This is a genomic window from Bradyrhizobium sp. USDA 3397 (genome assembly GCF_054060965.1).
On the sequence record NZ_JBSSDS010000001.1, the window covers coordinates 7026895 to 7046371 of the forward strand.

The 19477-nt window shown below is 60.4% G+C and carries 18 protein-coding genes and 3 pseudogenes; 14 read left to right on the forward strand and 7 right to left on the reverse strand.

Annotation, left to right across the window (positions count from 1 at the left end):
- Positions 1-50: 50 nt before the first annotated feature.
- Together ACVWYQ_RS32515 and ACVWYQ_RS32520 are read right to left on the reverse strand one after the other, a co-directional pair.
- Positions 51-1487 carry an ABC transporter substrate-binding protein gene (locus ACVWYQ_RS32515; RefSeq protein ID WP_157286333.1) on the reverse strand — a complete coding sequence of 479 codons (1437 nt, stop codon included), beginning with the start codon at positions 1485-1487 and terminating at the stop codon, positions 51-53.
- A 44-nt stretch (positions 1488-1531) separates the two neighbouring features.
- Complete coding sequence (locus tag ACVWYQ_RS32520) at positions 1532-1708, reverse strand: hypothetical protein (protein ID WP_157286332.1); 177 nt, start codon at positions 1706-1708, stop codon at positions 1532-1534.
- Between the two features lie 1195 nt (positions 1709-2903).
- Here ACVWYQ_RS32520 and ACVWYQ_RS32525 point away from each other — a divergent pair.
- On the forward strand, positions 2904-3173 hold the full coding sequence (locus ACVWYQ_RS32525) for a hypothetical protein (RefSeq protein WP_275512480.1): 270 nt from the start codon (positions 2904-2906) through the stop codon (positions 3171-3173).
- A 28-nt stretch (positions 3174-3201) separates the two neighbouring features.
- Here the strand turns inward: ACVWYQ_RS32525 and ACVWYQ_RS32530 are convergent, their stop codons facing one another.
- A complete protein-coding gene (locus tag ACVWYQ_RS32530; RefSeq protein ID WP_157286330.1) occupies positions 3202-3828 on the reverse strand; it encodes a LysE family translocator in 627 nt (208 codons plus the stop codon).
- A 250-nt stretch (positions 3829-4078) separates the two neighbouring features.
- Here ACVWYQ_RS32530 and ACVWYQ_RS32535 point away from each other — a divergent pair, with 250 nt between their 5' ends.
- Positions 4079-4342 carry a hypothetical protein gene (locus tag ACVWYQ_RS32535; protein ID WP_133408717.1) on the forward strand — a complete coding sequence of 88 codons (264 nt, stop codon included), beginning with the start codon at positions 4079-4081 and terminating at the stop codon, positions 4340-4342.
- Positions 4343-4945: 603 nt separating this feature from the next.
- Here the strand turns inward: ACVWYQ_RS32535 and ACVWYQ_RS32540 are convergent.
- A complete protein-coding gene (locus ACVWYQ_RS32540) occupies positions 4946-6631 on the reverse strand; it encodes a recombinase family protein (RefSeq protein ID WP_456726884.1) in 1686 nt (561 codons plus the stop codon).
- Between the two features lie 29 nt (positions 6632-6660).
- Between ACVWYQ_RS32540 and ACVWYQ_RS32545 the strand changes: the two genes are divergently transcribed.
- The 8 genes from ACVWYQ_RS32545 to ACVWYQ_RS32580 all read left to right on the forward strand — a co-directional run bounded on the left by ACVWYQ_RS32545 (position 6661) and on the right by ACVWYQ_RS32580 (position 13019).
- The gene (locus ACVWYQ_RS32545) at positions 6661-6975 is read left to right on the forward strand and encodes a hypothetical protein (protein WP_456726885.1); all 315 of its coding nucleotides are present in this window, start codon (positions 6661-6663) and stop codon (positions 6973-6975) included.
- Between the two features lie 31 nt (positions 6976-7006).
- Complete coding sequence (locus ACVWYQ_RS32550; protein ID WP_456726886.1) at positions 7007-7726, forward strand: hypothetical protein; 720 nt, start codon at positions 7007-7009, stop codon at positions 7724-7726.
- Positions 7727-7913: 187 nt separating this feature from the next.
- Positions 7914-8129, forward strand: a complete 216-nt coding sequence (locus ACVWYQ_RS32555; protein WP_456726887.1) for a hypothetical protein — start codon at positions 7914-7916, stop codon at positions 8127-8129.
- Between the two features lie 15 nt (positions 8130-8144).
- Complete coding sequence (locus tag ACVWYQ_RS32560) at positions 8145-9131, forward strand: DUF7146 domain-containing protein (RefSeq protein WP_456726888.1); 987 nt, start codon at positions 8145-8147, stop codon at positions 9129-9131.
- Positions 9124-11646, forward strand: a complete 2523-nt coding sequence (locus tag ACVWYQ_RS32565) for a hypothetical protein (protein ID WP_456726889.1) — start codon at positions 9124-9126, stop codon at positions 11644-11646. Before ACVWYQ_RS32560 ends, ACVWYQ_RS32565 begins: the two co-directional genes overlap by 8 nt.
- 121 nt (positions 11647-11767) lie before the next feature.
- Complete coding sequence (locus ACVWYQ_RS32570; protein WP_456726890.1) at positions 11768-12304, forward strand: hypothetical protein; 537 nt, start codon at positions 11768-11770, stop codon at positions 12302-12304.
- A 165-nt stretch (positions 12305-12469) separates the two neighbouring features.
- Complete coding sequence (locus ACVWYQ_RS32575; RefSeq protein WP_456726891.1) at positions 12470-12625, forward strand: hypothetical protein; 156 nt, start codon at positions 12470-12472, stop codon at positions 12623-12625.
- Between the two features lie 70 nt (positions 12626-12695).
- Entirely contained in the window at positions 12696-13019 is a 324-nt protein-coding gene (locus tag ACVWYQ_RS32580; RefSeq protein ID WP_456726892.1) for a hypothetical protein, read from the forward strand.
- A 298-nt stretch (positions 13020-13317) separates the two neighbouring features.
- On the opposite strand, the pseudogene ACVWYQ_RS32585 reads toward ACVWYQ_RS32580, so the two are convergent.
- The 3 genes and pseudogenes from ACVWYQ_RS32585 to ACVWYQ_RS32595 form a co-directional block, all read right to left on the reverse strand.
- Positions 13318-13640: pseudogene (locus ACVWYQ_RS32585) on the reverse strand (Ku protein); the annotation flags it as partial.
- 896 nt (positions 13641-14536) lie between these two features.
- A complete protein-coding gene (locus ACVWYQ_RS32590; RefSeq protein ID WP_456726893.1) occupies positions 14537-14833 on the reverse strand; it encodes a hypothetical protein in 297 nt (98 codons plus the stop codon).
- A gap of 435 nt (positions 14834-15268) precedes the next feature.
- The gene (locus tag ACVWYQ_RS32595; RefSeq protein ID WP_456726894.1) at positions 15269-15394 is read right to left on the reverse strand and encodes a hypothetical protein; all 126 of its coding nucleotides are present in this window, start codon (positions 15392-15394) and stop codon (positions 15269-15271) included.
- Between the two features lie 217 nt (positions 15395-15611).
- Between ACVWYQ_RS32595 and ACVWYQ_RS32600 the strand changes: the two genes are divergently transcribed.
- From ACVWYQ_RS32600 to istB, 4 genes and pseudogenes are all read left to right on the forward strand, one after another.
- Positions 15612-16064, forward strand: a complete 453-nt coding sequence (locus ACVWYQ_RS32600; protein WP_456726895.1) for a helix-turn-helix domain-containing protein — start codon at positions 15612-15614, stop codon at positions 16062-16064.
- 1 nt (position 16065) lies between these two features.
- Positions 16066-16542 (forward strand): hypothetical protein, encoded by a 477-nt coding sequence (locus tag ACVWYQ_RS32605; protein WP_456726896.1) that lies wholly within the window; start codon positions 16066-16068, stop codon positions 16540-16542.
- 696 nt (positions 16543-17238) lie between these two features.
- Positions 17239-18728: pseudogene (istA, locus tag ACVWYQ_RS32610) on the forward strand (IS21 family transposase); the annotation flags it as partial.
- Between the two features lie 8 nt (positions 18729-18736).
- Positions 18737-19459, forward strand: a pseudogene (gene istB, locus ACVWYQ_RS32615) (IS21-like element helper ATPase IstB); the annotation flags it as partial.
- Positions 19460-19477: the final 18 nt, after the last annotated feature.

The following is a 19477-nucleotide window of genomic DNA, read 5'->3' on the forward strand; positions in this document are numbered from 1 at the left end:
GAGACAGCGCTGCATGGGAGGAGGCGCCTCCCATGCAGCAACAAAGGCAGTTACTGTGGATAGGCGCCAGGCTTTGCCGCCCAGACCTTGTAAACGGCCCTTTGATTTTCGATGCCGACCTTCTCCGTGATGGCGTCGAATTGTTGTGCCAGGCGGTCGAGAATGGCCTTGGCATCTTCGCCCGCCCAGAGGCTGGAGATCGCCTTGGTCATTGCCTCGTCGTACTTGTCCTGTTGCAGCAGGGAGAGATCGAGCAGGCCCTTCTCACCGGATGTCTTGACGGTGTCGAGATAGGAGGGTGCATCGGGCCAGAGCGAACGATATTTCTCGCTCGCGTAGTGCGACACGCGGAACGGGTCGCGCAGCGTATAGGGGAGCTGGACGCGCTCGAGGCTCGTCTTCTTGCTGTTCAGCCACTGGATGAACAGGTAGGCGGCTTCCTTGTTCTTGCTGGTGGCAGAGACCGCGAGGTCGAAGCCGACACCGAGTTCCGGCCGACCGAGCGGGTTGAGGGCATAGCCGACCTTGCCGGCCACCTGCGATTTTGGCACCCATTTCAGCGCCTCCTCGCCGGAGCCATAGCCTGCTGCCCAACGTCCATAGGGAGGCCAGGAGATCGTCATTGCCGTGGTGCCCTGGAGGAACGCCGCGAGATTGTCGACGAAATTCCACTGCTCCACGCCGGGCGGCATGAACTTGTTTTCCGCCAGCATCTGCTTGAACACTTTAAGGCCGACGTCACTGTTCACCGTCGCCTTCATGGTATCCGCATTGAAAAACTTGCCGCCTTCCATGCGGAAGCGTTCCTGAAACATGTACTGCGGATAGGGCGCGGCGCGAAAGAAGCCGGCGCCGTAAACCTTGGGCGCCATCTTGTCCGTGATGAACTGGCCGATCTCGTCGAACTGCTTCCAGTCTTTCGGTGGCGCCAGTTCGTAGCCGAACTTGGCCTTGAACTCGTCCTTCATCTTCGGATCTTCGAAGATGTCCTTCCGATAGTAGAGCAGCATCACGTCGCCGTCGTCCGGAAAACCGTAGATCTTGCCGTCATACTGCATCTGGTTGTCGCGGTAGGCGGCTGCAATGTCCTGCAACTCGTCGCGATAGCCGAATTTGTCGACATACTTATCGAGAGGCTCGAGTGCGCCGGCGCGTGCAAGGTCTGGCATCCAGGACGGAATGACGTTCAGCGCGTCATAAGCTCCTGCGCCCGATTTGAAATCCTGCATGATCTTGGTGAACATCTGGTCGGTAGGGACTTCGACCACCTTGACCTTTATGCCGGTGAGCTTCTCCCATTTGGGACCCGAATAGTTCAGCGGGTCGAGAGATTGGAGGCCGGCTTCCCAGACGATGCTGATCGTCGCGCCCGCATATTTCTTTGCGGCTTCGACGGCGGTGTCGGCCGCATCCTTATCGGCGGCATGCGCCGAGGCGCCGGTAAGCGCCAGCATGGCCGATGCACCAAGAAACGTCCTGAACTTCATCCCTTCTTCCTCCTCTTCTGAGCGTCCGCGGGCCGCCGGTCGGCTTAGGTGCGCTTCTCATGTGATTTTTCGCCGAGCAGCCAGCCGTGAGCGTCATCGGACGCCGTTTCGGCACGACGAGCGATCGAACAAACGGATTCAACTATGTCGAGATTTGCCGCGCGGGCCCAAAATGCCGGGTGACTTTGCGCCAACACGCCCGAAATACGCGATAGCTTCATTGAAGCGCCTGTATCCTCCCCAAAACGCTCGCAAGCTTTGATTTTGGAGCAGTCTGCGTCGTCGTGGGATGGACGGACAAATGAGAACTTTGCACGTATGGGTGATCTGGATTCACTTGTCTGTCTGCACCCGAAAGAAAGCCGGTTAGAGCATGGCCAACCCCATAGTCCGGACGCGGCTCGTGCCATGCATGGATCCAACAGGCCAGCTAAATCGATCGCCCAAGTTGCGGCGCGCTTCGAAGCCGGATTTCCACTTCGTGCGCGATGATTTAGCCGTGGGGCCGATTTCGTTCGCCGCTCAATACGCGAAGCGCTGACATCGAACCGGGCATCTATGCAAAAGCCGAGATCACGGTAATAGTGCGAAGCCGCAGACGACGGGCCACGATGGGAATCGCCCTGCAGAGACGTTGAGAAAGCGTTTGAGGTTCGAACCGGCGCGCGAGCCGTCTCCGACTAGACGGATCTAACCCAGCGCCGCAGGCCTTCGATCGTGCGAAACCCGTCGGCAGCGTAGGACCAGCGATGACTCGGAGGCTTACACCGTCTGGGCAGGCGCATGTGCTGGGTCGAGGTCTAGCACGGCCTTTGCACCCCGCTCTGCAACCGCTTTCAGAGTTGCCGTCCAGTCGATTTGGCGCGACCTGGTTTGCAAGTTTCGCAGGCCGCGGCGGCGGAGAAGATGCGTTCGCCCTCACGCCGGCAAGCAGAACGTGCTGGCCTGCGACGGCCGAGTGCTTGCCGGCATCAAGCGCTTGCTGCAGAGGCGCCCGCGCGAGCCTCGCAACAAGGCCTGTGCGCGCGCTCCCTTGGCAGCCCTCGTCGCGGAGAGCGCTGACATCCGGCTCCGCGCCCCCGCATACGAGCAGACCGGACTCTTTAAGCAGGCGACTTGGCGAGCCAACGGTCCCGTTCAACAATTTAGGCCAATTGTCGATGGAACTGTTGAAATTGATTTTCCTCGATAAATTTCGTTTCAACGGCGGGGTCAAAAATCGGGCCGGATTGTTGAAGCCATGGATTTTCAAGAATTTAACAACGGTCAGGTCAATAGTCAGCAGCGCTTCCGCGCCCTGAGGGACGCCAAAGAGGCTCCGCTGGAGCGCAGCCGTTTGATCGAGCTCCACGAAGGCTCGCAACCAGCCAGAGCCGGGCTGCGATCAAGAACACGATCATCTTCGCAACGAAGGGGGTGCCGATCATCACGATCACCGCCTTGAATACACCGCGGCTCAACACCGGCGTCCGCATCAGTTTAGCCAAAGAGCGTTTGCGCTATAGTACAATCTTAGGAGAGAAAAATCTGGCTGGATCGCCTCGCAAGCTCATCCAAGTATTGCAGATGTCGTATTTTATGAGGGATCAATTTGGGCGCGCTTCGAAATCTTTTGCAATGCTGGCCCAGCTATCAACCACCATTTGCCCAGCCGCCCCGTTCTCATTTGACCGCCGAGCTAGATGAGAAGCACTACCTGAGTTATTTCGAATAGCTAGCTCGTGCGACGTGCTAGCAGCAGCGTCGCTCCCAGACCGCACATGACGGCGCCCGATGCCTGTCGCATCCTAGCAACAAACGACGGGCGCTTCGCCAATCCATCTCTAGCTTTCGCAGCCCAATAGGTCACGATCAAGTCTACGCTCGTGTTGAGTGCAACCGAGATAAGGCCCAGCACGACGAACTGCTCTGCAACATTCGCCGATGGGTCGACGAACTGCGGGATGAAAGCAAGAAAGAATGCCGCCGTCTTCGGGTTGAGTGCTTCGACGACGATGCCCTCGCGAAACGCTCGACGCGCGCCGGTCGTGCGAACTTCGCCAGGTTCGACGAGACGCGCTTCGCGCCAACTTTTGATCCCCAACCAGACGAGATACAAGCCTCCCGCGATCTTCAGTACAGCAAAGGCCTCCGCGCTGGCCATGACAAGGGCTGATAAGCCGATGGCGCCCGCCAGGACGTGCACGAGGCCACCGAGGCCTAGGCCGACGCTTGACGTCAAGCCCTCAGTTCTGCCGCCCGCGAGTGTTCGTGCAACAATATAGAAGATCCCGGGTCCGGGCGTGACCGCCACCAGCAATGCTGCTGCCGAGAATAGGACGAAAGTCTGGTATCCGAACATGGCTTCTCCATATCGCATAAGGGCAAAGGAGATCTGCTCGTCTCCTTGCTACAAGGCCGGGGGTGGGCAGGGCTGCACGGCTAAGGCGTCTCGCGCTTGGCCTCGAACCTGATCATGGGGATACAACACGCGGACGACACGAAGCAACCGAGCGTTAAGGTTGTGCTTGACTGCTACGGCCTGGCCGCGAAGCTTCTGCGCGGCTTTCAATCGGGATCGCGGTACGGATCATACGATCAGTGTAGAGGATATGCCTGTCAACCTGCCGACGCACGGACATGGGCAAGGCTACGCCGACGTCAAGTTCCTGATCCCCGGGCTGGTCCAGCCGGTTGGTATCCGCAAGGTTCATACTTCGCAACTGTCCGCAATTCGCTACGCTTGCGCGGTCAGCATCGACGCCATTAACAGCCTGCCGACAACTATCGCGGAAATGACCTTGGCAATTTTGGGTGTCGCCGCGGCGGGTTCCACCGAGGCAGGCGGCGGCGCACTGATCGCCGGTCAAGAATAGCAGCAGGGACTATGCGTGGAAGGTGTCGCACAATGGGCGCAAGATCAACAGAGCCCTGCGCTGTAGCCAAGATACCGCAACCGATTGGTTCACGCTCTCGACACTGATTAGACGGCGCAGCGCGCCATTGATCCGGTATGTCATCTGCCGCTTCGGCTCGCTGGATCCACCGACGGCGCCACCTTCCGTCACTTCAGCCTCTCCGGCAGCTGTACGATAGTTTGCTCGGCGCACGCGACTAAGACGAGTACTCCTACGGTGCTCCTATCTTGTAGTTTTTTGCGTCTGCTCGCCTGTCGAGTTCAGAATCAATGAAATCAATGAGTTAGTAGGCGCCGTATGGTTCGAGACGCAGGGGGCGTCCACCGTCAGATCCCGACTTGAACCGATGCCAATCGGTGGTTGCGTCTTCCCGATTTGAACCTACAACCGAATTGTCTCAGCGGCCTCATCTCGGACCCGCAGTACGAGGCAGGACCCTAAGCGCGCTTGGCTTCCATTTTACACGACATTGCCCGCTTTCGTACAATCTGCGTTGGCGACCGTTAAACACTTCTCGTCAACGGCGTAAAGCAGCTTCTCGCTCAAGTCTCCCGAACTGCTTCATGCGAAGGAATGGATGAGATATCGTATGTTTTGGTGGTGTGGGGAAAAGCGGTAGCGCTCCCCCGCTACCAACGATCCCCCCGACATAGCCATGTTCGGAAACAGGGCGGGATTGCCGCAGAGCGCGGCGAGGCGCCCCTTGATATCGATCCGCACGCTCCGGTCATCCTCGGCGTTGGCTTTGGTTCCGGCGCCGCCCGGCCGGCTCGGGCTGGCATGCACAATGATCGCGGTCACCAGCTCGCGGATGGTCGCGAATTCGATTGGGGATCCGCGCTTCAGCTCGTCGTCCAATTCCCGAACGGCGCGCTTGTAGCGGTCGATCGCTTTGGGATGCAGGGCGATCACGGTGTCGGCTTCGTTGGTCTCCTCAAGGCGCGCGGCGAGCGCCTTGCGATCGGCCTCCAGTTCATTCATTCGCGGGATGAGCGCATCGGTAGCCATCCCTTTTACGATGAAATCGACGATGCGCTTGATCTCACGCTCGATCTCGCCCAGGCGTCGCTCGATCCGGGTGCGTTCGGTGCTTGCCTCTTTCTTCAGCCGCTTGCGCTCCGCGTTGTAGGCGTCGACAAACTCGGCAATCACCTCGGGGTGAGCGAGGTGCTGGCGCAATCCCTTGATCGCCAGCGCTTCAATCTCGTCGAGGTAGACGCGTCGGCTATTGGGACATGAGCCGCTTTCCCGATGTGTCGTGCATTGCAGGCGCACGCCTTTGCGATCGGCGCCGATGGATGCCATGCCGCCGCCGCAACAACCACATCTGATCAAGCCAGAAAAAACTCGCTTGGGCGCACGCGCTTTTTGCACCGTCGCGGGCATCGCGTTGTGACGACGGTTGATCTTGATGGCTTGCGCGGCCTTCCACGTCGCATCGTCAATGATGCGCAGGTGTGGCGCCTCGACGACCTTGTGCTGATCCTTCGGATTGGGCCTCGAGAGGCGCTTGCGCGTCACAGGGTCCTTGACCATCTTCACTCGGTTCCATGTGATGAAACCGCCGTAGAGACTATTGAGGATCAGGCCTCCGCCCCGCGACACGTTGCCGTTGATGGTCGAGGCATTCCAGAGCTGGCCGCGCGGTGCGCGAACCTTGCGGCTGTTGAGATCGTGCGCGATCGCGCGTGGCGTCTCGCCGGCGATGTAGCGGGCAAAAATCTCGCGCACGATTTCGGCCTCATCCTCGACGATCTCCAACTCCCCAGGCTTGCTGGGCACCGCACGATAACCGTAGGCGCGCCCGCCAGCGTGCCGTCCGTCGCGGATTACGCCTTCCAGGCCGCGTCGCGTATGCAGCACCAGATTCTCCACGTACATCTCGCTCATGAGCGCGCGCAACGCGCCATCGAGCTTGCCAACCTTGCCGCTTGCCGTGTGGATCGCGATACCGAGATGGTCGAGATGTTTGCGGGTGGTGTGGTAGTCGGCCTGGTCGCGGAACAGACGATCCATGTCTTCGGCGACGATGACATCGAACAAGCCCGCTTCGGCGGCGCGCATCAATGCTTGAAATCCGGGGCGGTTGATTGCTCCGGCGCCGGAAATGGCGCGGTCCTCAAAAGTGGAGATCACCGCCATCCCCTCGCGCGTGCATAGATCGCGGCAAAGAGCAATCTGATCGTCGATACTGCGATCTTTCTGGCGGTCGCTTGAAAATCTGGCGTAGATGACGCAGCGGTTCATGGGCGCTTGGGGATAGCGGGGTTCGATGCGTGGCGGGCCGCGATCTCGGCCGCATGATCCTCGTGCGCGAGTCGTTTGGCAAGCTCCCGCACATACCGAAGAACGGCCTCGTCGGGCCGATCCAGCGGTATTATGGGATTCGCAACCTCGTCAGCGACAATCGCCGGCCGCGCTCGCACCGGGCGCTCCAGCTTCAGCGACTCATGATAAAGGTGCTTTTGCTTCACTCGGAACAAACTGGAGTATCAGGCATTCCGAAGGAAGATTTAGCTAGCCAAAATTGCGTCCCTCAACCCAATGCTTCGTGGTCCGAACTGGCCGACAGAGACATGGATCTCGGATGATCCAGCTCAAACGCGCGCTCAGCTGGCGGCCGTGCTCAAGGCCTTTGGCCCAATCGAAACAATAGTCGACTACGTCGGACCGGATTGGGGAGCTGTGGCCGAACCTGATCTGTTCGATCGACCGACACGCGCCAACGAAGTGGCTCGCCATGTGGAGCACAGGATCCGAGAGGCCGGACACCTATACTGGAGAGTGGCGCGGTTCCGTTCGGTTGCGGAGACTCGTGGGCTACTTGACGACCTTCAGGTGAAGCTACGCGTCGTCTCCGGGCTCATGGAGCAGCTACCGAACGTGCGCAGAGCATTTAACGCTGCACGGGATCGAGATGTGCCCGACAGCGGGTGGTATGGAGATCTGCCCGAGAATCCATGGGTTCCGTATGTATTCGATGCGAGCGTTAATGCAGACGAGGTTCCCGAGCACGAGAAATGGGGGCGGCTCTTGGTGGCAATCGACGACGGCTGGGTCAGAATTGAGTACTTGCTGAGAGGCGACGTCGATCTGAGTGAACTGCTGGAGCAGCCGCCCAACAAAAAGACTCCAGAGCGCCTGTTATGGGAACGCATCTTCGCGCTACTGTGGGAGTGCGGCATCAAGCCGCTGGAAAGGCATCAGCCTCTGATCCACACGCTCCGAGCAGCTCACCTGTTGTTCGGGATTGAGGAGCCACCGCACCCTGGCCACCTCGGCTATGTGAAGTCTGAATTCCTGAAACAGGGAAGCAGCGGCGAAGAGCAAGGCATTGGATAAGGCGGACAAATAATCCCTAGCCAAATCTTCCAGGCAGGACGGCTTCCGGCTCAATGAGAGAACCTCGTCGACTCAGCGCGGCGGGGTTTTTTCTATCTGAACCTGGGTCGCTTCCGGTCCTGGCTCGGTCACCCGCGCGCGGTGATGATGCCAGGGCTGACGACCCCGCAGCAGCGGAGGTCATCCCATGAGTTTCACAATCGTCCCGCCCGGCCGCAAGCCGAAGCCGCCGATCCCGTTGCATCGCTCCAGGCGCAATGCCTTCCGCGACATTGAGCGCATCACTGCGGCGGATGAGCTAGAGCGTGCTGTCGAGCTGCGCGTGGCCGAAGATCGCGCGGCTCATCAGGAGAAGCTCGCGGCGATCCGTGAGCGCGAAACCGACGCGTGTTTGCACAAGTAATCGAACACGCAGCCCGTGAACACACGCAATAACCCTTGCCACGATCATCGCACGCTCGACGACGACGCGCGGCAGGAACTGCGCGCCCGTGCGGCTGAGATCGTCCAGTCGTTCCTCGGTCCCCCCAATCGCCGCCTCAGCACCAGGCGTCAATTGCGCTGGGGCAATCGCGGTTCATTTGCTCTGAGCCTGCAGGGCGCCAGCGCCGGGCTCTGGTTCGATCACGAGAACGGCTGTGGTGGAGACATCATCAGCTTTCTCGAGCGTCAGCTCGGTTGTTCCGTTGGCGACGCCATCGTCTACGCTCTTCGCTATTTGGGTCCCGCGTTCGGCGTCACCAGGCAGATTCCGCGCCAGGTTCATCGTGAGGAAACCGACGATGCCGTTCGCATTCGTCGTGCGCTCCAGATCTGGGGCGGCGTGTTGCCCCTGCGCGGCTCGTTGGCTGAGCGGTATCTCGCCCATCGAGGCATCATCGTTCTCGATGAAGCGCTGGATGTCCTGGGCTTCCACCCACGTTGCCCGTTCCGGGGCACGACGGCACCGGCGCTTGTCGCGCTGATCCAGGACATCACCACGGGCGAGCCGGTCGGTGTGCACCGCCGGCAGCTGACGCCTGATGCTACCGCCGCCGGACCGCCCATGAGTCTCGGTCCGAAGGGCGGCGGCGTCATCCGGCTTTCGCCGGCGTTTTCGGCGGCCCTCGCGATCGGCGAAGGTGTGGAAACGTGTCTCGCCGGCATGATGCTCGGCTCCGGGGCGACCTGGTCTGTGCTGGATGCTGGCGGGATCAGCGACTTCACCGTTCTTGAGCATGTGCAGCGGCTCACGATCCTGGTCGATCACGACGTCAGCGGGACGGGTCAACGGGCTGCTGCCGCCTGCCGAGACCGCTGGATTGCCGCGGGCAAACACGTCCGCTTGGTCATGCCCGACACGCCCGGTCAGGACATCAACGACCTCCTGCTCGCTGAGCCCGGGAGTTCACCAGAGCATGCGTGAGCTCCGCGGCGCGATCATCGATCAGTTCGATCCGGATACCGCCAAGCAGTCGGATGCGCTGCCGGTTGAGGTTGCCCGCGACTTGCTGAGCGCGGCGATCGATCGGCAGATGACGATCGCGATCCAGCATCATGAGGCGGGCGCCGATTCGGTGCTGGAGGCGGTCTGCGTCCCGACCGGCGTCGGAAAGTCTGAGGCTGCTCGCGTTGGCATCGTCCACTACACTGAGCAGGCCAAAAAGACCTACGCGGCGAAGAAAGCCGGCAAGAAGAAGCGGAAGCGCATCCCCCACCGCGTCATCGTTTTCGTCCCCACCCACAAACTGGGTGAGGAAGCCCGGCACCGCCTGCCCGACGGTATCACGACTGCGCTGTGGCAATCCCGTAAGGCCAACGACCTCACCACTGGCGAGCCCTTGTGCTTGAACCTGCAAGCCGTTGCCGCAGCAGAGGCGATTGGAGCCCATGTCGAGCGGACGGCTTGCCGAAAGGGCCGCAAGGGCCAGGAGCCGATCCTGTGTCCGTTTTATCACCAGTGCGGCTACCAGGCGCAGAAAATTGCCGCGAAGAAAGCAGATGTCGTGTTCTGCGCGCACGAATACATGTTCGCGCCGCCCGAGGAACTGACCAGGAAGGTCGGCCTTGTGGTGATCGATGAAAGCTTCTGGCAGTCGGGTCTGTCATTCTCGCACATCGCGGTCGATGCCTTGGACGCCGAGCTGCAGACCTTTCCGGTCCGCAACAACGGCCATGAGAAGAATGGTGATGACACCGCGCGTCTGGAAGATCTGATCTACCGACTGAAAATGGCGGTTTCGTTGGCCCGCGGAGAGCAAGTGGCTGATGCCGGCAACTACGCGCGGGAGGACGGCTATCTGACCAAGGCCGCGCTTCTCGCGGCAGGCCTGCTGCCGGGTGACAAGTATGACGAAGGGTCGGGTGCGGCTGCCGCCAAGCTGGAGTGGCGGCGCAAGGTCGAGGTCGATCTGACGCCGCAGAGCAGTGAAGAAACGGCCCAAGCTCGCGTCAAGGAATTCCGGTTCTTGGGGCAGCTCGGTAAGCGCGCTGCGATGTGGGGCGCCGTTGATGAGTTGCTCTCCGGTCCCGACGAGGCGACCGGCCGTTTGCGGATCGTTCTGAAGCATACCAAAGACGGCACCGTGCTCTGCTTGCGGATCAACGGCCGGCGAGAGATCCATAAACGGATCGCCAGACTGCCGGTCATTGTGCTCGATGCGACCCTGCACCTGGAGATCCTGAAGTACTTCTTCCCGCAGATCGAAGTGGCGCTCGATCTGAAGGTCATGGCCCCCCACGAGTACATGACGCAGGTCATCGGGTTGCCGGTCGGCAAGAGTTCACTGTCAAAATTGGAGCCGGGAAAGCGGAGCGCCGCAGAGGAGAAACGTGTCGGCAACAAGCGGGAGCGTTTGCTCAAAACGGTCCGCAAGCTGGCTGCGGGCCGTCGGACGCTGCTGATTACGAACAAGGAGCTCGAGGAGCAATTCGACGGGGCGGTGCCCAACATGGAAACTGCGCATTTCAACGCGGTAGAAGGCATCGACCGGTGGCGCGATGTCGAATGTCTCATCATGATCGGCAGACCGCTGCCGGCCCCGGAAGCGATCGAACACATGGCGGCCGCTTTGACGGGCAAGCCAATATCGCTGCGCTCGCTGCCACCCAAGCGCCCTGGCGGCCGGCCGCAGTCGATGATCGAGCAGGAGCGGGCCGTTCGCCTGAAGAACGGCACGGAGGTGAGGCTGACCGCCCGCGTGTTCGAGCAGCCTGAGGCCGAGCTGATCAGGCAAGCCGTGACGGAGGCGGCGATCGTGCAGGCCGTCGGCCGAGCCCGCGGCGTCAATCGGTCGGGCGCGAACCCCGTCGAGATCTGGATGATCCTGAGCGACACGGTGGTGCCGCTGGCGCTGGATGCCGTGGCTGAGTTCGCCGATCTGGAGCCGAACAAGATCGATGAGATGATCGAGCGCGGCATCGTTCCGGCGTTCTCGGCGGATGCTGCGAAGCTCTATCCCGACCTGTGGGCGACATCGCAGGCGGCCCGGAAGGCGTACAGCCGCGATGGGCTCGACGTGGAGCGCAATCGCCGGAGGACTGTGACCGCCTCTGATAAAGACGACGGCACCGCCGCGCGGCCGAGGAGTGTGACAGGCTCTTATAAATATAGATTTATAAGGGAAAGTCACACTCCTCTGATCCGCTATCAACCCAAAGGTCCGGGGCAGAAATCACGCATTGCGATGGTTGACGCCGCCAGCATCAGCGACGCGCGGGCGCGAATCGAGGCTGCGCTCGGCGAACTTGCGGCGTTCGAAGTGGTGATGGGCGAGGAGCAATCAGAGCCGTGGCACCTCAGCTTGGTCTGGGGTCTGCCGGGCAGCAATTTTCGAGCTGGGTCAACACCTCAAGACGAGAGCAGGTCGTGGCGGATGCGTTGGCGAGCAGGAATGCTCCATGGATCGCCTACGTTCACGGCAGCGCACGTGGCTGCCTGATGGATGGTCTACACGTTGCCCTCTCATGGATAACCCAACTGCGGCGGATTTCCCGCCACGCCCGGATGATGATGGGACACATCATCGCGGGATCAAAAGGGTCCCGATAGCGAGAGAATTAATGACTGCATCGAGCAACAAAGACCCGCATATTCCGATCGTAATGCAAAACGGCTGCGATTGCCGCTTCGCCGGCTCTTGGCTTTTGAAGGTGGCGGAAGCGCAGAGCTTCTGGTCTCAGATGTCGGGCCATCCTCCTTTTGAGTATTGTGAGTCGGCCCTATGTTGGTACGATTATCCCAGCCTCGAATGCGTCGCACTTGAGGCTCTGAGCGCACGGAAGCAGGTGGACTCTCTTTTCGAGTCCGATCAACCCAGCAACGTCCTGGGCGAGTCCTACCCCTTTGAATTTGCCGTCATGATCCAGCTCGGCTTCTTCGTGCTCGCCGATCAGACCTATCAGATGACCGTTCCAGACTCCGTAACGTTTGAGCAGGTGCAGCGCGCCGCGTTGAAGGCCGCGGCAATCAAGGCGCACGACGTCGCCCGGCGGGACCGCCTGCTGCACACGCTGTCTCAAGCAGAAGCTCAAGCAGAAGCTGAAGCAGCGAGATGTACCCGGCTTGCGCTGCGCCGCGCAGGTTTCAGGGATTTTTGAGGAGGGTGGCGCATGCAGCCGATGGGCCGCGATTAAGCACGAGCTGGTCCCCGGTTCGGGTCCTTCCCGGACCAGGGAACGACGCCGGTTGCGCTAGCGCGCCCGGCTGCCTTACAACAACAGCACAAAATTCCATGGGACCCCCCACAGCAGGCGGGAAAGGGGATGAATAATCTATTTTCTATCAACCGCGCGGCCGATCTCCTTGAAAGAGACAGGGCGACGCTGGTGCGCGCGCTGCGGCACCTGCCGCCCGAAGGCTACACCAAGCATGGTCACCCGCGCTGGAGCATGCAGACGATCTCAATGCCCTTGCGGTGAAGCCTCGAGCGAGGCGCGAAACCGGCAAATTCGTGATCGGTACAGCCTCCGGTCGACGAAGCTCGACCGCATGCGCCGTGAATACGAGAATGGCTTAGCCCTCATCGGCGCCGAGCCGTCGCTCGGCAAGCGCCTAGAGATGGCACTCCAGCTCGCAACGCTGCTCGAACAATACCAAGCGGCATATCTCGAAATTACCCGATCGCTGCAAATCGCCGACGATGACGTGCTCACCGTCCGGAGCGATTTGATTTCGAGCGAAATGATGGATGAGCTCAGCGCGGCGGCCGAGTGGCCGCGCTATGAGGGCTTCTTTGAAAGGATGAACGAGGTCATTGGCCTCATGCCGATGACGAGGAGGTGGGGTGAGGTTAAACCGGCTCAGGAGCTTTGATGCGGTCGAGCTTCTTGAGCATTCCTAGCTCGGTCCTATCTACAAGTAAGGCTGGTACCTTCACCAACCTACCCGCTAGCCTAGTCCTAGCGCGGCGCGACCCAGGTGCCGAGTAGGAACTCGACGAGGAGCGAGGACAAGGGGCTTGCACAGTCACCTTGCGTAGCCGTTCGGCCCAGCGCAGTGCCGCGTCGTTCGCTGGCGGAGCGACCTTCGGGTCCGGATCGAGTCCGTTTGGCCGCTAGGCTGCGGTGCGCCAAAGCTTCTTTCACATCCATGCGGTCCTCCTATTCCGACCTCAGGCCGACTTCCGCTGCGGCCGGCGTCGGCTTCTTCGCCGCGGCCTCCTTGGGCTTCTTGCCCTCGATCGGCATCAGCATCTCCTTCTGGCCGGCTGCCGCCTTCCGTGGCCTCTTGGCGGGGTTCTGCGGCCTCCGACGGCGCCGCCTCCTTGCCGACGGATCGGCGCAGCGCCTCCATCAGATCGACGACGTTGGTCGATGCTGGGCGCTCCTTCGGTGTGATCGGCTTGCCGGCGCGCTTCTTGTTAATCAGGTCAATCAGCGCGGTCTCATAATGGTCCTCGAACTTCCCGGGATCGAACCGCCCCGCCTTCTTGGAGGACGGGAACTGCGTGACGGTTCTGCAAAGAAGTCGGGTGATCGGGCCAAACTCGCGCCCGCAGTCATCAGAACAGGTCTGATGTCTGGCCGATCCCTAATCCCAATGACCAAACGGAAAGGAAACCGACGCGACAAGCGCGGAGCGGACATACTGCACGCCGAGCTAATCGTCGCACGCCGCGCCGCCGCGCCGACCGACGCGGCAACGGCGGAGCGCAAGCCGCACGCGGGGGGGGGATCAATAATGTTGCGCCGCGGGGGAACCTGAACCGCACGGGGTGGTCCGCACGCACTAGGACCAAATTCCTAGATGGGGGTTTGCCCATTCTGACAGCATTTGGCAGGGGAGGTCGCTGGCGCGCCAATAACTGTTGCAGATTGGCCTCGCGCGCAGGTGGGGAGGCACCGCAAACCGTTCCCGCCCATCGCGAGGATATCGAAGGCGTATAGCTGCACCTCATGATCGTGCTGGCGGCTGTGCAGCGCGTTGAAGTCGCTGATACCGTCCATCCCGAGGATGACGGCCTCGCCATCGATCACGAAGCGCTTCTGCCAGGTCGGCTTTACGAGTCGGTAACAAGTGGCAATCCGGGGGATTGTCTCTCTGCTCCGGCGACCCCAATAGCCCCCAAAGCCGGTGCAGACCCCAACGGCCTCAGCTCCCGCCCAGCTGAGGCCGTCCTGTCGTCAGCTACGTGTCAGCGGGCGTTCTCCGGCCAGAACAATTTGTGATATCAATCGGTCGTGCTTTGTTCTTACAGCGTGTATTTATAAGCGGAACACCCGGGGAGCCCCATTTCAGAGCCGTAACATAAGTTAAATGACAGTGGGCAGGATTTATGCCCAATTCTTGGGCGCCAACACCTTGGCTTGGGACCCCGCGGTACGGCCGCCTCAGTTGGCGGTCTCTTTCGGTGCAGCCCCTGTGATGGCGAGCCGAGGGTTGCCGCGCTCGAAGTCGGGCCGAACAGCGGCGCCGCGATTACCGCAAGCCTGACATATGAAGCGCGGCTCAATATCAGAAAGCCGCACCTCGTCAGGCCACTCGTCAGCGTCCAAGGCAATATGATGGCTGCAGTGGCAGTAGACCAGGATGCCGCGCAAGCCCATCGCGCGCATCCGGCCGAAGGTGATCTTCATCGGTCTGCCATCGGGATGGGTCGGCGTATGGCGTTGGACGGGGTGGGGCATGCGACCGAGACCTAGGGCGGTGGTGCCATGCCGGATTGATTCTGTGGGGCAGGGTCTTACACAAGCCGCTAGTTTGGGGGCACGCTAGGGCGGAGCACACTCTAATCGGTCAAGTTAGAGCTTAACTTCGCGTTTTGGAGACTGGGTCGCCCGCCGCAACGTGGCGGATCGAGGGGTAATCCAAGTTGATTGATGCAGAAAACTCGTGGACATACGCGGGGTTGTGGCGCAGAAGGGCAAATCACACGTATGAGCTGTATTTTTGTCACACTGTGGGAACCTATTGAGCTTGCGCGGAGTAAACTTATATATTAACCGTTGCCGCCGAAATTAGGGTCTGCCACGTTGATATCGGCGGCAACATACGAGATCGTTTGCATAGGAGAGGTAGCGGAGGTGCGGCTGTCCCCTAGCGCAAAAGTTGAGTACGACGCGTTAATCGCGCGCACGGACAACATATCGCGCGCCCAGGCGCGCCAGCTCCAGCGTTATCTCGAACGCTTTTGCAATCATGAACCCCATCGAATGGTTGAAGACCACTACCGACACGAGGGTAGTCATTCGGATGGACGTCCCGGGGGCAAGAAAGTTCCGGTATGGGCGTTTAAGCCCGACGGTTGGCGACTATATGGGGCTGTCATGACCGTCAAAAGTCGAAAGACGTTCGTTGGAGTTGATGTAGATCCGGCCAAGAAGAAGAACAAAGTAGATCAGAGTAGACTTAAAGCCGTGGGGCTTCTGATCGGCGATCTTATCGAGTGGAAGTGAGGTACAGGACATGCGCAACGATACTCCCATGCCAGCGGGACTTATAGAGGCACAAGAGGATCTGGTCATCGATGCTCAATTTCTCCTGCATGACCTTATGATTGAACGTGGCGTAAGCCGCGCCGAGTTGGCGCGCCGCCTCGGAATCAGCAAAGCTCGCCTATCTCAGGTTTTCCGCCCCGGCGCCAACCTGACGCTTAGGACTGTTGCAGCGCTTTTCTTTGCCTTGGGAGAGACTGCAAAGCTCAGTCGCGCGAAAGCGTCTTCCCTCCAACCGAAAACTGCAACCGATACCAAATGGGCGGAAGCTGATTTTGAGAAAGTCGGTCATGTCAAAGCATTGACACAGCGCGATGTCGCTTCTGTTTTTGCTCTACTGGCCTCGCGAATTAGCTTTGAGTGCGCAGAGCCAGCCAATGATTCGCATGTCCCAAGTGCTAATGACTTTGAGGTAGCGGCCTAAGATGGCTGAAGAAATTACGAGCGGCCAACCCGAGCTGGAAGATGCCCAGCGGCGACGAGTCGAATACAATCGGGCCGTCAGAAGAGCCAGGTTGGCTGCGATTTTATTGACGTCGGTCAACTTCAAAGTGGATCGTGACGTGCTTGATCCAGGCAGGAGTGATCAAATCAAACCCTCGTATGGAGGGCGCGTGAAGGAGGTGGCTTTCAATGCGGATCAAGGCAACCTGATTTGCACTATTGAGTGGACGGTTGATTTCCGGTCAGGTCGTAAGCGCTTTGTGAAATGTGCCGCGGAATACGAAGTGGCATATGAAGGGCTAGAATCATTTCAGGAGGCAACCGTTTCATTGCTCGCCGAAAATGTAGCTCGGCCTGCATCTTACGCCTACTTTCGAGCTCTCTTCGCTAATCTAGACTGGTCAGCCGAACTGCGGTCACCGCCGCTGCCCGTCGTAAAGTTTCATCCAAAGGTTTAGGCAGGCATCCGCACCCGCTATCGAGTGTGGGTGACGTGAACAGGTCGTTCTGTTTGGGGGGCTCTATCGCAATCACGATGGCAGGTCCGCGATTGCCGGCGGCAGGTCTTGGCCTCGCTCGGAAACCAAATCCCAAAGCTCCCGCGCGACGGCATCATTGACGTCCGCGATCTTGGCAGAAACCGCTTTCCTAAATGTGCGTCGAACGGCGGCGTGCTGCGGATGATCCGATAGCCGCTCAGGTGACGGTTCGTCGGTGTAGCCATTGACGCATTGAGCCGGATGCAGATCCGTGCTGCGAGCTCATTCGCCGCGACGGACGGAGTCTGTCAAGGCTGCCGTCACGTTTACTTCGATGCCCAAACTCGGTCAGGCTGAGGCTTAGCGCTCAGCAGGTCGGAGCCCTGGTACACCAACGCCGCGCACCTTCCGGGTTGCCGTGGAAGGCTCCTGAAGAAGAGATAGCCCGTTGATAACAGCCAGGCAGCGGCCCCATGCACGGCTTGTAGGTGCCGCCTGCTTGAGATGCGACCGCGCGCACCGCGGGTCGCTCTTTAACATTGCTGCCTTCGTCAGCCTCGGTGTCATTCGGCCTGCAATATTGACCCCCTAAGCCGGGGGATCGGCGTCCAAAATTGACCCCCTACAGATTGATCTGTTGCGCTGCCTGCTTTGGAACGAAGCAGGTGGTGGGGGATGCTGATCGTGGAGACGATTGCCCGGATCCGGCGCGAGCACTTCATCAAGGGCAAGACGATCAAGGAGATCGCCCGTGACCTGAAGGTGTCGCGGAACACGGTTCGGAAGGTGCTGAGGTCGGGAGAGACCTCCTTCGAGTACGAGCGGCAGGTGCAGCCGCGGCCAAGGCTGGGACGATGGGCAGTAGAGCTTGACGGGTTGCTGGCGGCGAACGCGGCTAAGTCGGCTCGTGAACAGCTGACGTTGATCCGGATCTTCGAGGAGCTGCGCGGCCGCGGCTACGACGGCGGTTACGATGCGGTGCGGCGTTACGCCAGGCGCTGGAGCAAAGAACGCGGGCAATCGACCGCAGCCGCTTATGTCCCGCTGAGTTTTGCCGCAGGCGAGGCCTATCAGTTCGACTGGAGCCACGAGGTCGTCCTGCTGAGCGGCACCACGGTGATGGTGAAGGCTGCCCATGTCCGGCTCTGTCACAGCCGCATGCTGTTCGTGCGGGCTTATCCGCGGGAGACGCAGGAGATGGTGTTCGACGCCCACGACCGGGCGTTCGCCCTGTTCAAAGGCACCTGCACCCGCGGCATCTACGACAACATGAAGACCGCCGTAGAGACGATCTTCGTCGGTAAAGGCGTCTCTACAATCGCCGCTTCCTGCAGATGTGCAGCCACTATCTGGTCGATCCGGTCGCCTGTACGCCAGCCTCGGGTTGGGAGAAGGGGCAGGTCGAGAACCAGGTCGGGCTGGTCCGGGAGCGCTTCTTCACGCCGCGGCTGCGGTTCAAAAATCTCGACGAGTTAAACGCCTGGCTGCTCGACAAATGCATCACCTACGCCAAGGCTCATCGCCATCCGGAGCTGGCCGATCAGACAATCTGGGAAGTGTTCGAAGCCGAACGCCCCAAACTCGTTCCCTATGCCGGCCGCTTCGACGGCTTCCACGCGATGACGGCATCGGTCTCGAAGACCTGCCTGGTGCGCTTCGACAACAACAAGTACTCGGTCGCAGCCAGCGCAGTCGGACGACCGGTCGAGGTTCAAGCCTATGCCGATCGCATCGTGATCCGTCAGGATGGAGGCATCGTTGCCGAGCACCCGCGATCCTTTGGCCGCGGCGATACCGTCTACGACCCCTGGCATTATGTGCCGGTGCTCGCCCGCAAACCCGGCGCCTTGCGCAACGGTGCTCCCTTCAAAGACTGGGTGCTGCCGGCCGCGATCGAGCGGATCCGGCGCAAGCTGGCCAGCACCGACGATGGCAATCGGCAGATGGTCGACATCCTCAACGCGGTGCTGACTGACGGTCTGCCCGCGGTGGAAGCGGCCTGTGCCGAAGCGCTCAGCCACAGCGTCCATTCCGCCGATGTCGTTCTCAATATCCTGGCCCGTCAACGTGAACCCGCCCCACCGGCCAACATCATGACGCCGGCCGCACTGACGCTCCGTCATGCACCGATCGCCGATTGTGCCCGCTACGACAACCTCCGGAGGACCTTCTGATGGAACGAACCCAAATCTTCGACCTCATGGGCGAACTCAGGCTCTACGGCATGAAGGCTGCCTTCGACGAGATCATGGCAACTGCCGTCAAGCGCCAGCACGAACCTCAGCGCATTGTCGGCGACCTGCTCAACGCCGAGATCAACGAGAAGCAGGCCCGCTCGATCAAATACCAGCTAACCATCGCCAAGCTGCCATTGGCCAAGGACATCGCCGACTTCCAGTTCGACGGCACGCCGATCAATCAGACTCTCGTCAATGATCTCGCTGGCGGCGGCTTCATCGCCCAACAACGCAACGTCGTGCTGGTTGGCGGCACCGGCACAGGCAAGACCCACCTGGCCATTGCCATCGCCAGAAGCTGCATCCGATCCGGTGCCCGCGGCCGCTTCTTCAACGTAGTCGACCTCGTCAATCGCCTCGAGATCGAGACCCGCAATGGACGGCAAGGTCGGCTCGCCGAGCATCTGACCCGGATGGACTTCATCGTGCTGGATGAACTCGGCTATTTGCCCTTCGCCCAGTCCGGTGGCCAGCTTCTCTTCCATCTCGTCAGCCGGCTCTATGAGCGCGCCTCCGTCATCGTGACCACCAATCTCGCATTCGGCGAATGGCCGACCGTGTTCGGCGACGCCAAGATGACCACCGCGCTGCTCGACCGGTTGACCCATCACTGCGACATCGTCGAGACCGGCAACGATAGCTGGCGCTTCAAGAGCCGAGACGACGATCACGCCACC